This window comes from Bordetella sputigena (genome assembly GCF_965137885.1).
GTDB lineage: Bacteria > Pseudomonadota > Gammaproteobacteria > Burkholderiales > Burkholderiaceae_B > Bordetella_C > Bordetella_C sputigena.
This window is the reverse complement of the sequence record NZ_CBCSCA010000009.1, coordinates 132,753-146,575: the sequence shown is the minus strand read 5'-3', so window position 1 is coordinate 146,575 and position 13,823 is coordinate 132,753. Positions and strand designations below refer to the sequence as shown.

The following is a 13,823-nucleotide window of genomic DNA, read 5'->3' as shown; positions in this document are numbered from 1 at the left end:
AAACGCCAGATCAGGCGATCTGGCCGCGCATCCAGGCTACCAGGGCCTCGCTCAAGCCCCGCAGGTCGGCCTGCAGACGCGCATACCCCTCATGCGGACGCAGGGTGACCTCGTCCATGTAGAGCTTGCGGTTGACTTCGATTTGCAGGCTGTGCCGGCCCGCGGCCGGATTGCCGAAGGCGCGCACCAGCTCGACGCCTTTGTAGGGATCGTTCTCGGCCACGTTGTAGCCCTTATCGCGCAGCCAGGCCGCCACGAACTGGCGGAACTCCCGCGCGCTGGTGCTGCCGTCGCGATCGCCCAGCACGAAGTCGGGATGGACCAGCCCCGGCTTGTCGGTTGCGTAGGCGCCGGCCACGCTGGGCATGGAGTGGCAGTTGATGTGCCACACCTTGCCGAAACGCTGGTGAGCGGCGTCCAGCAGCTGGCCCACGGCCTCGTGGTAAGGCTTCCAGCAGGCGTCGATCCGGTGGTGGACTTCCGCCACGCTCAGCTTGCGGTTGTACAGCGCAGTGCCGTCATCCAGCATGCGCCAGATCAGCCCCTTGCCCAGCTTGACCTTGCCGGTCTCGTTCAGCGGACCATCCCAGGCCCCATCCAGCAAGAGCGCATCGATTTCGTCGGCGGCGCGGTTGGCGTCGATATAGGCGCGCGGGAAAGACGCCGCCACCATGGGCACGCCGAACTCCAGCGCCCCGCTCCAGAGATCGTCGATCCAGGTGTCCTCCGCGGTGCGCAGCGCGCCGAAATCGATGGCGGGCGCGAAGTCGGGGGGATAGGTGGTGCCGCTGTGCGGCGAATCGAGCACCAGGGGGGCGGAGATGGAAGCGGCCGGGTAATTGTCCGGCGCGTAAAGGCGGTAGGAAAGCGGCTGGGTTTTCAGCATATGGGGAACAGTTCGTATTCGGGAAAACGGGCCGGGGAACGTTTCGGTTTCGCCCGGCCCGTTGCTACGGTCAGTCGACCTTGACGTGGGCTTCGGCGGCCACACGCTTGTTCTTGGCGATCTCGGCGGCGATCTGCTTGGCGAACGCTTCCGGCGTGTTGTTGGCCGGCGCGGCGCCCAGCGCCTCCAGGCGGGCCTTCACGTCTTGCTCGCCTTCGACCTTGGCGACGGCGGCGTTCAGCTTGTCGACCACGGCCTTGGGCAGCTTGGCCGGGCCGACCAGGCCGAACCACGCCGCGTCGTTGACGGCGGGCAGGCCGACTTCGGCGAACGTCGGCACATCCGGCAGGGCCTTGACGCGCTGGGGCGCGGCCACGGCCATGGCGATCAGGCGATTGGCCTGCACGTGCGGCAGCGTCGAGGGCAGGTTGTCATACATGACATCGACCTGGCCGGCCAGCACGTCGTTCAGGGCCGGACCCACGCCGCGGTACGGCACGTGGACCAGATTCGTGCCCGAGGCCATCTTGAACAGCTCGCCCATCATGTGCGACACCGAACCGTTGCCGGCCGACGCGTACGTCAGCTTGCCCGGCTCGCTCTTGGCCAGCTTGATGAAGTCGGCCATGTTCTTGACGCCGAGCTTGGGATTGATGGCCATGATGTTGGGCACGGCCGCCAGGTTGGTGATGGGCGTGAAGTCCTTTTCGGCGTCGAACGGCAGCTTGGCGTACACGGCCGGGTTGATGCCGTGGGTGCTGGCGGTGGCGATGCCGAGCGTGTAGCCGTCCGGCGCGCTGCTGGCGATGGCCGCGCTGCCGATGGAGCCGCCGGCGCCGCCGCGGTTCTCGACGACCACGGTCTGGCCCAGTTCACGGCCCAGCTTATCGGCGAACAGGCGGCCGATGATGTCGGTGGTGCCCCCGGGCGGGAACGGCACGATCAGGCGAATGGGCTTGCTGGGGTAGGCGTCGTCGGCGTGGGCCAGGACGGGCACGGCGGCCATGACGGCGACGGCGGTCAGGCCGAGGAGGCGTTGCTTGAAGAGCATGGATATCCCTTGTGGACGTGTTTTAAATGCGTTGGTCTTACGCAAGCCCGGCGATTCTTGGCTTCCGCAACAAATTGTGCAAACGAAGAATTCTCCTTATGCTATGAAAATATTTCATACCTGAGGGTCGTTGCTCAGCCGTGCGCCGTATCTGCCCTTCCCTGATAGACCTGCAGGCTTTCGAAATGGCCGCCCGCCACGGCAGTTTCACGCGTGCCGCCCAAGAGCTATCCGTCACGCAGGGAGCGGTGAGCAAACAGGTCAAGCAACTGGAGCAATTCGTCGGCGTCGAGCTATTCCTGCGGCTCAGGCATGGGCTGGTGCTGACCGAAGCGGGACAGGCTTATCTGGCCAAGATTCAGGTGGGGCTGGGACAGATCGAGGCGGCAACGCTGGAACTGATTTCGCACCAGGGCCAGGGCGGCATGCTGCACCTGACCAGCATGCCGACCTTCGGCGCACGCTGGCTGATTCCACGCCTGGCCGGCTTCATGCGTCTGCGGCCCGATATCCATATCGAATTCCTGCCACACCGCCAGGGCTATGACTTTTCGACGCCGGAACTGGACGCCGCCGTACGCTTCGGCGAAGGCGTATGGCCGGGTAGCGGAGCCGACTATATCGTCGGCCGCGACGTCGTGCCGGTCGGCAGCCCCAAGCTTTTCCCGCGGCCCTGCGCGACGCCGGAGGAATTGCTCGAACATCCGCTGATGCATCACACCTCGGCGCTGGAGGGCTGGGCCGACTGGTTTGCCCAGGCCGGCTGCGACACCCGCCGCGCGCGCGAAGGCGCCCGCTTCGATCAATACAACCTGCTCTCACAGGCCGCGGCGGCGGGCTTCGGCATCGCCCTGATCCCACGCTGCCTGATCGAGGACGAATTGCGCGACGGCAAGCTGGCGGCTGTCATCGATCTGCAGATTCGCGCCCGGCAAGGGTATTACCTGTGCTATCCCGAGACCAAGTCCTATCTCCCTACGCTGCAGGCTTTCCGGCAATGGCTGATGGAAGCGTCGCTGGCGGCGGAACCGAGAATGGATGGTGGCTAAACACCAGGCGTCACAGCAAATATGCGCCAAATCCATAACTTAGCTGATTGACAATATTTGCTGTTCAGCTAATAATCCATCTATGCCAAATGTATCTGACTCCCGCGTTCGGTTGTTTCTCGACGCCCTTGACCAAGTCATCGGGCTGCGGGTCGAGAGCTGCGAAGAGGAAGTGGCGTTTGACGTTGAGGGAAAGAGACTAAGACTCGACTTCCTGGTGCATGCCCACCTCGGGAACGACAAGAAGACCACAGCGCTAGGCATAGAGGTGGTGGACAGCGCTTACCCGCGGGATGCCAGCATGCTGCTGGAAAGATTCGCCGCGCGTGCCAACTCCCTGGCTGGAACAGATGAAGCGCCCATTGTCGTCGCCATCTTTCTGAGCAGCGGTACCCAAGAGTTGCTACGCAATGCGCGCATCAATTTCTACGAGGTGGCCTCAGGGACGCTCTACTTCAGGCATGGTTTGAGGCACATCGACATCCAGCGGGAGAGCAACCAACCGGCCGAGAAGCGAAAAATCCGAAGCCTGTTCAGCGGCGCTCGGGAGCAGGTGGTTCATGCGCTGCTGGAGCACTGGCGACGCGAGGGTGACGAGGCATGGGTGTCGGGCGCTGACCTCGCGACCATGGCAGGCACATCGCCCTTTACGGTATCGACAACCATGCAGGAGTTCGAACGGCAAGCCTGGGTTGACGTCACGGGCGCTGGTCCCACTTTGAGACGCAAGCTTATCCGTCCGGAACAGCTGCTCGATGCTTGGGCCCGAGCCTGGAAAACCAGGTTGCCCGAGGAAAGGCGAACTCGCTGGTATGCCTACGCTGGTGGGACCGGTGGAATCGTCGATCACATGCTTGAACGGCTAGCTGAGTTCGACGGATGGCTGATGACCGGCGCCGCCGCGGCGAATACGGTCGTTCCGCATCTGACAGCCATTGACCGCGTGACTATCATCGTGCCGCCGGGCGTCAGCACGCAGTGGGCTGCCGACCTGAAGCTTGAACAGGCGGAAAAGGGCTCGAACGTGACCTTCATTGAGCGGACTGGTGCATCACTCATGTTCGGCGACACACATTCAGAAAGACGGGGCTCTCGCTTTGCAAGTCGGTTCGTGATGTACCTCGACCTACTGGACGGCGTCGGCAGAAATAAAGAACTCGCGGCCGAATTCAGGAGTCGGGCGCTGAAATTGGCGGAAATGGTCAGTGGCTGAAAAGTACAACAAGGCAGCGCTCTACAGCGACAAAGTGACTCTCGCCTGCGAAGTCACGCTTGGCCTGCTCCTCGAAGCCTTCGGGAGCTTCAAGGAGAGCCTGCGTTTGATCGGTGGGCTGGTGCCTCGCTATCTGGCGCCGACTGGACCCGCTCATATCGGCACGACCGATGTGGACATCGTGCTGGACGTCCAAGTGCTTATGGCCGGCGAAGACTATAGCTCGCTGAGACACCAACTGAAGAAGGCGGGCTTCCGGCGGCTGGAAAAGGACGGCAAGGTGAGCAGCTGGCAATGGCAACTGGCGATCGACGGCGTACCCGTTGTCGTCGAGTTCCTTGTGGACACCGGCGACCCGAACGAAAAAGGGCTCGTGCCGTTGGATGGCGAAGAGATATCTGCGTGCAGGATTCCCTATGCAGCGATGACCAAGGACTGGTTTGTTGCCTATACCATCCGCTTCCAAAGACCTGATGGCGCCGGCATCTCGACGGAGACCATTCGGCATGCCGACGCTGCGGCATTCGTGGCGCTGAAGGCGCTGGCAATGAGACATCGGCACGAACCCAAAGACGTCGCTGACCTGGTACACGTTCTGCGGAACTACGACGGTGCCCCAACATCCATCGCCGAACTGTACGCCGCTAGGCTCGCCACCGGACAATATGCCGAGCCGCTTCAGTTGGCGCTTGCGACGCTGGAAGAGAAGTTCTGCACCGATCCATACACGGACGGCTACCTCAAGGACGGACCTGGGCGTTACGTGCAGTTCTACGAAACCACTGACGAAGAAGCGCGTGTGCTCGAACTGCGTCAAGTCAGCGGACTGGTTACCGAATTCGTTCAGTTGGTGCGTGCACGAGTTGAGCGGTGATGTAGTGACCCAGTGAAATTCTGCTCAGCTCATAATCGAGAAAGTGCACGTAAGAAATACATGTCGACGTTCTCCGACGTTAGGGTCGTAGCCGTCAGGTTGCGGCGCGGCTGTCGAACGCCTGGCGCACCCGCTCCACCTCATCCAAGTGCTCCTCCGTGGTCCAGGCATAGAGCGCCCCAAAAGGACGCAGCAGCGAGAAACCGGCGGCGTGATGGCGTATTCGACGCCGATCGGCGAAGTCATGAAGAGCCGGCGGGAAATGAGGCCGTTAGGTTCCAGCGGCCGCGGATTCTGAGCCGCGGGGTCGCAACAGCCCGGTTCGGCGCTTATTGAATGCAGCCGTAGTTACATTTTCTCGCTGATGAGGATTTCTGTCCGGCAGCTCTGCAAATAGAATTCACACTTTCGGGCTTCGCGAAACGACTCCATGATCCGCCGTAACCTGTTCGCCTGTTCCGCCACCCTGGGTTTCGTCCTGCTGGGCGGTTGCGTCTACCACCCGCCCGCCAACCAGATGGACCGCTACGCGAAAAGTATGGTTGGTCATAACCTGAACGAGGTCACCTCGCGCTTCGGCCCGGAAGATCACCAGGGCGGTTCGGCCACCTATCCGAACATCGGCACCCCACAAAACCCCCGCTACTCGCACGCCTGGACCCGATACGGCTCTACCCAGCACCAGCGCTTCGTCCAGACCGGAACGGCGTCGACAGGCAGCTCGCTCGTCGGGGTGCTTCCTGCCGGTGGCGGCCAAGGCCAGACCCCGATCTTCCAGGAAAATACCGCGCCAACGGGTTATTACACCCAAGAAGGCGAAACGTGCATCATGACCTTCATCACCGACGCCCGAAAGACCATCGTGTCCTCCTACCTGCAGGGCGGCTACTGCGACAAGCTCTTCCTGGGTGGCGATCGTTAGCGGCTGTCACGCCGTGTTCGGTGCTCTTCGGTGGGGTGCCACTGTACAAGGTCGCGCCGAACACAGAAGCCGCGTCGATGCTCGCATGTCTGGAAGTCCCAAATTCCAAACCGGATGACCGAAATGTCGAACTCTCATCAGAGGCGGCGTGATATATCCCCATGCTCAACCGCAAAGATAAGCGTCGCCATGAGCAGCCCGATTTTTCGCCGCCGTTCCGGGCGGGACTTAGCTTCGATACGCCGCGCCGGCCGTTGCGCCCGGCTGATGCTGTTGGCCGCCGCCATGCTGGCAATGCCGGCCGCGCGTGCACAGGCGCAGGGCGCGGCAGCTCACGCCCATGTGCCGGCTCCAGCCACGGCTCCGGCCTCGACCACGGGTCCGGCCGCCGCTCCTCCCGTCGTTCCGGCCGCGACGACGACCATGCCCACATCGCCGGCTGTCGAATTCGCCGCCTGGTCGGCGTCCTATCAGGGCACGATCTCCGGTCGCAAGATCCGCGTCGAATTCAAGCGTGTCGCCGATCACGTGTCCGGCAACTACTGCTACGAGCCTTGCGATTCGAACAAGATATTGAAGTTGCGGCTCGATGGCAGTTGGCAAGCCAATGGCGTGGGCATGCAGGAATACGACCAGACCGCCGCCGGCAAGGACAAGCCCGTGACCGGGCGTTGGGAGATGCGCCCCGATGGCGCCGGCTGGACGGGAACCTGGGCCAGCCCCGATGGCAAGCGCAGTCTGCCCGTGACGTTGGTCCCCGCGCCGGGCGCGCATGCCTTCCCTTATGAAATCCGCCTGGCCGCGGACCGCATGCCCGACCCTGGCGGCGACTGCGCCACCGACGTGCCGCATGTGACCCAGGTCCGCTTGTACAAGGACGGCAGGCTGGTGCAGGCGCTGCCCACCGATTCGGTTGGCACGTGCCGCATCTTCGTGCCGGAAACACCGGACATCAATTTCGATGGCTGGCCGGATCTGACGCTGGCCCAGTTCCTGCCCGCCGGTCCCAATATTCCCACCAGCGCATGGATCTACGAGCCCGCGACCGGCAAGTTCGACGACGTCAGCGCCACCATGGAACAAATGACATCGCCCAACTTCGATGCCGCCAACAAGCTGGTGTGGGATTTCCAACGCGGCAGTTGCTGCGATCACTACGTGACCATCGCGAAATGGAAGGGCAAGGAACTGGTCCAGGTGGAGCAGGGCGAGAGCTTTTTCCAGCCTGTGCGGACCAAAGGCAAAATCCGTTATTGCTACGTGATGCCGACCTATCGTAATGGTCACGTCGAATACCCAGACGCCACCTGGAACGCGGGTGACCGGTTGCTGCCGCGCAACCCGTCTGAATGCGATGCCGATCCGCCCGAATCCTGGCAACGTGTGCATATGGAGGTCTACCTGCGCGATACCCGCAATGGAGACATATCCCACGAGTATTCCGAGAAAGTGCAGATGGAGACCGTCGAGATCAAGGGCAAGCGCATGGAATGCCCCTATGTCCCGCTGTTGGACAACGGCCACGTCACCGCCGTCACGCTCAAGGATCCGGACTACTGCACGCCGTCGAAGTAAGGCTGGGGACCGGCCAGGCGCCCGGCAATAAGAAAACCGGCACCCCAGGAAGCGTCCCGCGGGTGCCGTCAGCCCAGTCGTACAGTTCGTCAAACTATACGGACAGGTCGGGGCGGGCGAGCTTCGGAATCCGCGGATCCTGGAGCTCAAGCAGCCAATCGAGCGGGCGGACGACGCGGTCAACGCGGCGGATGAAGCCGACATGCCGGCGCGGCTGACTGTCGAAATCCACCCAATTTGAAATTCCACGCCTATTAAAGTCAACGACTTACAAAAAGCACGTCAACCAACTTGGAACTGGCGTTTCATTGAAATTCGAATTTTGCGAGCAAAATTTCACTCAACTTGGAATTTTGCGGCCCCACGCATGAGCGTCTGCTAGCGACCCGACGCGGACGTCATCGCGCCATATGGTCGTACACCCTACATTTCGTTTTGCGCATCCATTGCGACTAGCATTTCCTGCAAAATCGCTTGACGCTTTAGACGGTCGCTCGAAACATCCCCGAGGCGCTGCAAGATTCCCACGATGCGCGTGAAAACTTCAGTTGTAGCCGCGCTGTGCTGTTGCATAACGCCGATTATTTTCTGCGCTTGCTGCTCAGCCGATCTTGAGTTCAATTGAACGATTCCAGCTCCGCAAAGGTGGGCTCGGACCATGGTTAGGACGTGCCACTTGAATCGCTTCATATTCTGAGGAACTGTGCTGTTGGAAACCAACAGGTGGAACCTATACATGGTCAGGCAAGCGGCGTAAAAGACCGACTCTTTTACGTTGTCCGCGAACATGGTGTCGGTGAGCTCGTCATACATTTGTTTTGGATAACGGCCAGACAGTTCGGGCTTGTTACACCACATGGCGGCGACGCATTTCGCGGCATTATTGAGCGAAGAGATTCGCACAGCGGGAATTCCAAGGCCGACATACTGTCGGTCACGTCGTTCAAGGTATAAGCGGCTATCTTCGCCTTCAAACGTGTTGAAATAATGTTCGACACGTTTGATGATGGGACGCAGTGACAAGAATTGTGTGTCCTCGACCTTGCTCTGACTGTTAGTGGCCTTAACCAAATCAGAGAAGACGTCTTCAAGCTGCGTCTTGACCACCTTTATATTGACCATAACATCGCCAAGGGAATCTCGCTTTTGGAAAAGCACGTTCGAAGTTTGGCAGCCGTTAACGATCTGATAGTTAGTGAGGTGTAATGTTGTCCCCTGCAACTTCACTTCGGGACATACCAGCGTGATGCCGTTGTTAAGCACAGGGAAACGGCTGGCCCCCTCCGAAGCCAAGGTCGCTGCGATCGATGCGTTCACTACGTTATCCTCGCCAAGGAAGGATCGAACGTTTTCTTCGAACACTTGGCCACGAAGGTTCCCATCCGTAGTGACCAACAGGTTGTTCACAAAATCGCTTGCCTTCACTACTGCAAGGTAAGCCTCATCGATGCCCACAATGTTCGGCAATGCTGCATGGCTGAAGACTGGCAGGCTCGCCTCAATACCGGAATATGTGCTGACCCACATCTTGGTCAGATCTTCACGATCCAAAAAGCGTACGTCGATTTCATGGAAAAGGCCCAGCGCAGTCAATTGGCCGACAAAGTCTCTCAGGGCTGTCTCGAGTGCATCAGGCTTCTGATATATGCCAGTACTTACGAAGCGAGCCGTTAACGACGGCCGACCGTTGCGAAGCTTGGGGACCTCCTTGACCACAACGTCGAACATGGCTCTGGCCTCAACCAAGACCTCGTCGGTAGCCGCATATGGCGTCTGATTAATGAAACGCAGGATGCCTTCCTTAAACTTGAGGAAATCTCCAAGGTCGAACGCCTCGCTCCGCTTTGCCTGAACGAAAATGATATCTACATCATGATTGCGGCGGGGCGCCGTAAAGATCGCCTGTGTGTCTTCGGCGGAGGTTGCGACGCTTTCATTGATAATGACCGAAACGCCGTCAATGCCGTCATCGCCGGTGGAAGTAACCACGTCGTCCAGATCGAAAGTGCTGCTGTATCGATTGGCAATCACACAGTGTGTTGTGAATTTCTCGAACTGAGTTGCCTCATCATCCGCTTCGAGGCCGAAACTCTTAATGAAGCTATCGAAGTGCGCCTGAATGATCCGGTGCATTGCCAAAGTCGTTCCCCATCAGATTTGTGGGCCGTAGTCTACCGACAACGGAGAAAAAATTCACCTCCAAGACATTCGTGACAGTGTCGTGCGTGTTCTTGGAAAACAACCCTAGGTCGATCTCGGTACTTACGTGAGGTTCATACGTTGCCAAAAAGCTTCGCCACGAATGTCGGCTGCTGGCCGGAGAACGACCCTCCGTAGGAGCACACTGAATCTCCCTTTACTCGAACGAAGATTGTCATGGAATCTGACAATGCCGCCGTCGATCGTCGTGTACCCTAGAACAAGGGCAAACTCAGCGGGCAGAAGCCGCCCCTGAAGCTGCGAGAGATTTGGGCAATCCGAACGAGACTTCAGATGGCATCGAACATCCGGGAACTCGCGATGTTCAATCTCGCAATCGATAGCAAGCTTCGAGCATGCGATCTCACGCGATTGCAGGTACAGGACGTCCGTCACGGAAGCCACGTGGCCGCGAGAGCCACCGTCATGCAACAAAAGACCCAGCGTCCGGTCCAATTCGAGATCACGGAGCAAACTCGTGAGAGCCTTGAAGCATGGATTGATGTACGAGGCCTAAAGGCGGCGGACTTTCTGTTTCCCAGCCGGTTGCATGCGTCGCCACATCTGTCGACGCGGCAGTACGCCCGGATTGTGCATCGCTGGGTCGCATCGATTGGACTCGACGATACCGCATATGGCACCCACACTATGCGCCGTACAAAAGCCTCGCTGATCTACCATCGGACGAAGAATCTTCGAGCAGTACAGCTGCTACTCGGGCATACGAAGCTGGAAAGCACAGTTCGCTATCTCGGCATCGAGGTCGACGATGCTCTTGAGTTGGCTGAGCAAACTGAGGTTTGATGCATCCGGGCCGCCGAACGGTCGCTTGCCGGCCTATAAGCGGTCGGTGGCATCAAAGCGCGAGAGGTCAACGCCCTAGGCTGACAAGCCCCAAAATAGGAAAACTGAGAGCACCATCAAGGGACCGCCAGCCTCCCGAAGCAACGGCTACTAAAACTGGGGACCTAGCCCGTTGGAGGTTCGAGTTGAGCGTAGCTAGAATTGGCTACGCAGTAGCAAATCGACCCCCAATCGATGTCAGGTTAGCCCCCAAAAGATGCAACCGGAAGGAGTGACTCCCCAGTTTGAGACGCGTGCCGACGAACCCGCCGAATGACGTCGATGCAAGGCATGCCGCCGCTGAGCACCAGATATATGTGCGACGCGTCAAGAAGCAGCAAAGTGGTTTTCTTGCCGGATGCTTCTTGGACCGCCACTGACGAGTATCCAGCCATGGAGACAAACAAGCCCATTGTATTGTCGGCCTTGCTTTCGACCTTGCTCCGAAATATATCAATGTCTGGGCCGCCTGCTTGGTCCGAAGTGAACTTCAACTCGATGAGATAGGTGGTTCCGTCAATAGTGAGGGAGCCATCAATTTGTCGGCCGCCTGTGTTGTATGGCCTACGATGTTCGATTTCAGTGAATGACAACAGATCGTAGAAAAAATCTTGGAAGGCATAGCCCCCTGAAGCCGTTCCTTGCTGCCGCGAAAGTTCGTCGAGCCGTTGCATCAGTCCTGCAAGGGAGGATCTTTGACGTTGAAGTGTTTCTCGCTCCTCCCGCGCCTTGGCCCTCACTGCCTCGCGCTCACGTTCAGATCGAACCTCTTCTGACTGTCGGACTATAAGCGCCTTCAGTTCCGCGACTGCTTTGGATGCGTCTTGGATCTTCGCTGCAGAATCTTCCCAGTTTCGGAGGTCCGGAAAAGTGGTCTGTTCGGCAAGAAAAAGTGCTATTTCACCGATTACTGCCTTGCCTCTATCGCTTCGTTGAAGTGACGCGAACGTTCGATCGAGGAAATCGCGCTTACTTTCCTCGAGAGACCACGTTGCCAAGTGCGTTTCTGCAACATGGGCTTGTCGCAGAAACTTGCGAAGGGATTCTTTTCTCCAGAAGGACCTAAGCGCCGCTTCATACGCAAGATGGACGAGGTGTGGCGTGATTTTTATTGCCATGTTTTCAATTGCAATGGTGCGGACAGTTTTTGATGAGGCTTGGGAGAACAATGGCCCAGGCCGGTGGTGTAGGGCAGGGTACCCCTTTACTGATCTACTTGTCTGCGCAACACAGCCGCTCCAGCTTCTTCAGCTTACGAATCAAAAGTCGGGCGCCGCTCTCATCCACGAAGCGCTCATACATGACCGGACTACCTCTAAAGTGACTATTGAGCCGGTTCAAGACAGCTCTAAGCGCAGCTAACATCTCCTCCACCAAAGCCCTGCTGACTCCGTTGAGCGGATCTAAGTCGCGTGTGCTGACGTAGTCGTGGTCCTGATGGGCGATCCGCTTGTGCCGATGCTCTCGCGCAAACGCTGCTGAAGTCAAAGCCTTATCGCATAGTGCCTGTATCTCAGAACGCAAAGTGAAATCATCAATCAGTACTGGCAGCGACCGGACTGTCAAGTTTTTCCTTTTGCCTGTCTGGGGCGGGTCTGTCATACGAGAGATTCCCAAAAGCACGCTATCCCAAAGCTCGTCCTGGACAATCTTGAAGAACAACCCCGAAGTTCGGTTGAGTAAATGAACGGTCTCTGGTTCATCGCCAAACAGTTGCCGGTACTGCTGCCACACCACATGAAGCTCGATTAGCTTTCGGGACAGCTCGTGAAAACTGTGGCCAAGCTCATGTCCCATGCTGGAGATGTAGTCTTCCCGAACTTCTTCCATCGATCGTGTGACCATCTTTCTCCTGGCTACCGAATAATCGGCTCCTCATGTCCTTCTTATTCACCTAAGTACACGTATGAGGCCAAATCCCCTTCGATACGTGTCAATCATAAAGCTGTCTGGAATGGTTAACAACCCATGGAAATATATTCGACGATGATCTATTTTCAGATGTCCGCTCAGGGTCGGATGACCTGCCCTGAGATTTTCGTACCAGCGGAAACTTGAGAAAATGGCCTCCAACCGAGAAAGTCATGAAGAAAAGCCGGTTTACAGAAGAACAGATGGTTAACATGCTGCGTGAGGCTGATCGCAGCTCGGTGGCGGCCGTGGCCAAGGCGCACGGGGTGAGTGAGCAGACCCTATACAACTGGCGCCAGCGCTTCGGCGAGATGAATAGCGACGAGGTCCGCCGGCTCAAGCAGCTGGAGCAGGAGAATGCACGGTTGAAGAAGATCCTTGCTGAACGTGATCTGGAGATCGAGGTGATGAAGGAGATCACGGCAAAAAAGTGGTAAGCGTGTGCGCCCGTCGTCAGCAAGTCGGCTACGCGGTGAATCGCGGGCTGTCGCAGAGGCGGGCGTGCACGCTGCTATCGGTTGCCCGATCATCGTTGCGTTACGAGCCGCGGTTACCTGAGCGCGACGCGCCGGTGTTGGCCGCGATGGCGACGTTGTCGGCGCAGTACCCACGCTATGGCTATCGTCGTATTCAGGTATTTCTGCAGCGTCAGGAGTTGTCGATGAGCGTTGATCGCGCCTATCGGTTGTGGTCTGGCGCGGGTCTGCAAGTGCCGCGTAAGCGGCCACGGCGCCGGATTGCGGCAAGTCGACCGCGCCCAGGCGCGCCCGAAGCGGCTAATCAGGTATGGGCGTACGACTTTGTATTTGATGCCTGCGCCAACGGCCAGCAATTGAAATGTCTGACGATCGTGGATGAATACACGCGAGAATCGTTGGCGATCGATGTCGCCGGATCGATCCGCTCGACCCGTGTCATCGAAGTCCTCAGTCAGTTGATAAGCGTACGGGGCGCGCCGCGCGTGCTTCGGTCCGACAATGGCCCGGAATTCGTTTCGCGTGCACTGCTGCGCTGGGCTACCCAGCAAGGTCTGGATATGGCCTTAATCGACCCAGGTAAACCCTGGCAGAACGGCACTGCGGAGAGCTTCAATGGAAAATTCAGGGATGAATGCCTGGCGATGGAGTGGTTCCGTAACCGCATCGAAGCCAAGGTCGTGATCGAAACCTAGCGACGGCATTACAACGAGATAAGGCCGCACTCCAGCCTGAAGAATCTTACCCCTTACGCATTTGGATTACAGTGCGGCCTGGTCGCCGCATAACGGCAGCCATTTTCCAAGTATTCAGTGGTCCGAAGA

11 protein-coding genes and 1 pseudogene are annotated in these 13,823 nt (G+C 58.6%); 7 read left to right on the top strand and 5 right to left on the bottom strand.

Annotation, left to right across the window (positions count from 1 at the left end; genetic code table 11):
- Window positions 1-10 precede the first annotated feature (10 nt).
- Both ACNA0R_RS18180 and ACNA0R_RS18175 read right to left on the bottom strand, forming a co-directional pair.
- Window positions 11-886, bottom strand: a complete 876-nt coding sequence (locus tag ACNA0R_RS18180) for an N-formylglutamate amidohydrolase (protein ID WP_415827446.1) — start codon at window positions 884-886, stop codon at window positions 11-13.
- A 70-nt stretch (window positions 887-956) separates the two neighbouring features.
- On the bottom strand, window positions 957-1,937 hold the full coding sequence (locus ACNA0R_RS18175; protein ID WP_415827445.1) for a tripartite tricarboxylate transporter substrate binding protein BugE: 981 nt from the start codon (window positions 1,935-1,937) through the stop codon (window positions 957-959).
- Between the two features lie 140 nt (window positions 1,938-2,077).
- Between ACNA0R_RS18175 and ACNA0R_RS18170 the strand changes: the two genes are divergently transcribed.
- The 5 genes from ACNA0R_RS18170 (at window position 2,078) to ACNA0R_RS18150 (ending at window position 7,570) form a co-directional block, all read left to right on the top strand.
- Window positions 2,078-2,986 carry a LysR substrate-binding domain-containing protein gene (locus ACNA0R_RS18170; protein ID WP_415827444.1) on the top strand — a complete coding sequence of 303 codons (909 nt, stop codon included), beginning with the start codon at window positions 2,078-2,080 and terminating at the stop codon, window positions 2,984-2,986.
- Window positions 2,987-3,098: 112 nt separating this feature from the next.
- The gene (locus tag ACNA0R_RS18165; protein ID WP_415827443.1) at window positions 3,099-4,199 is read left to right on the top strand and encodes a type IV toxin-antitoxin system AbiEi family antitoxin; all 1,101 of its coding nucleotides are present in this window, start codon (window positions 3,099-3,101) and stop codon (window positions 4,197-4,199) included.
- Window positions 4,192-5,073: a hypothetical protein gene (locus ACNA0R_RS18160; RefSeq protein ID WP_415827442.1), complete on the top strand. Its 882-nt coding sequence runs from the start codon at window positions 4,192-4,194 to the stop codon at window positions 5,071-5,073. The genes ACNA0R_RS18165 and ACNA0R_RS18160 overlap by 8 nt, the downstream gene beginning before the upstream one ends.
- Window positions 5,074-5,503: 430 nt before the next feature.
- A complete protein-coding gene (locus ACNA0R_RS18155; RefSeq protein ID WP_415827441.1) occupies window positions 5,504-5,995 on the top strand; it encodes a hypothetical protein in 492 nt (163 codons plus the stop codon).
- A 423-nt stretch (window positions 5,996-6,418) separates the two neighbouring features.
- Window positions 6,419-7,570, top strand: coding sequence for an XAC2610-related protein (locus ACNA0R_RS18150; protein WP_415827440.1), 1,152 nt, complete (start codon window positions 6,419-6,421; stop codon window positions 7,568-7,570).
- A 423-nt stretch (window positions 7,571-7,993) separates the two neighbouring features.
- Here the strand turns inward: ACNA0R_RS18150 and ACNA0R_RS18145 are convergent, their stop codons facing one another.
- Complete coding sequence (locus ACNA0R_RS18145; protein WP_415827439.1) at window positions 7,994-9,703, bottom strand: AIPR family protein; 1,710 nt, start codon at window positions 9,701-9,703, stop codon at window positions 7,994-7,996.
- 318 nt (window positions 9,704-10,021) lie between these two features.
- Between ACNA0R_RS18145 and ACNA0R_RS18140 the strand changes: the two genes are divergently transcribed.
- Complete coding sequence (locus ACNA0R_RS18140; protein ID WP_415827568.1) at window positions 10,022-10,573, top strand: tyrosine-type recombinase/integrase; 552 nt, start codon at window positions 10,022-10,024, stop codon at window positions 10,571-10,573.
- 242 nt (window positions 10,574-10,815) lie between these two features.
- On the opposite strand, the gene ACNA0R_RS18135 is transcribed toward ACNA0R_RS18140, so the two are convergent.
- Both ACNA0R_RS18135 and ACNA0R_RS18130 read right to left on the bottom strand, forming a co-directional pair.
- Window positions 10,816-11,781 (bottom strand): restriction endonuclease, encoded by a 966-nt coding sequence (locus tag ACNA0R_RS18135; RefSeq protein WP_415827438.1) that lies wholly within the window; start codon window positions 11,779-11,781, stop codon window positions 10,816-10,818.
- Window positions 11,782-11,824: 43 nt separating this feature from the next.
- The gene (locus ACNA0R_RS18130) at window positions 11,825-12,457 is read right to left on the bottom strand and encodes an AbiU2 domain-containing protein (protein ID WP_415827437.1); all 633 of its coding nucleotides are present in this window, start codon (window positions 12,455-12,457) and stop codon (window positions 11,825-11,827) included.
- A 239-nt stretch (window positions 12,458-12,696) separates the two neighbouring features.
- On the opposite strand from ACNA0R_RS18130, the pseudogene ACNA0R_RS18125 reads away from it, so the two are divergent.
- Window positions 12,697-13,787 (top strand): annotated as a pseudogene (locus ACNA0R_RS18125) (IS3 family transposase).
- The last annotated feature ends 36 nt before the right edge of the window (window positions 13,788-13,823 follow it).

Excerpts from the sequence above, each read along its gene's own strand:
- ACNA0R_RS18155 (WP_415827441.1), top strand. The coding sequence starts at position 5,504 with ATGATCCGCCGTAACCTGTTCGCCTGTTCCGCCACCCTGGGTTTCGTC.
- ACNA0R_RS18180 (WP_415827446.1), bottom strand. The coding sequence starts at position 886 with ATGCTGAAAACCCAGCCGCTTTCCTACCGCCTTTACGCGCCGGACAAT.
- ACNA0R_RS18150 (WP_415827440.1), top strand. The coding sequence starts at position 6,419 with ATGCCCACATCGCCGGCTGTCGAATTCGCCGCCTGGTCGGCGTCCTAT.
- ACNA0R_RS18130 (WP_415827437.1), bottom strand. The coding sequence starts at position 12,457 with ATGGTCACACGATCGATGGAAGAAGTTCGGGAAGACTACATCTCCAGC.
- ACNA0R_RS18145 (WP_415827439.1), bottom strand. The coding sequence starts at position 9,703 with ATGCACCGGATCATTCAGGCGCACTTCGATAGCTTCATTAAGAGTTTC.
- ACNA0R_RS18175 (WP_415827445.1), bottom strand. The coding sequence starts at position 1,937 with ATGCTCTTCAAGCAACGCCTCCTCGGCCTGACCGCCGTCGCCGTCATG.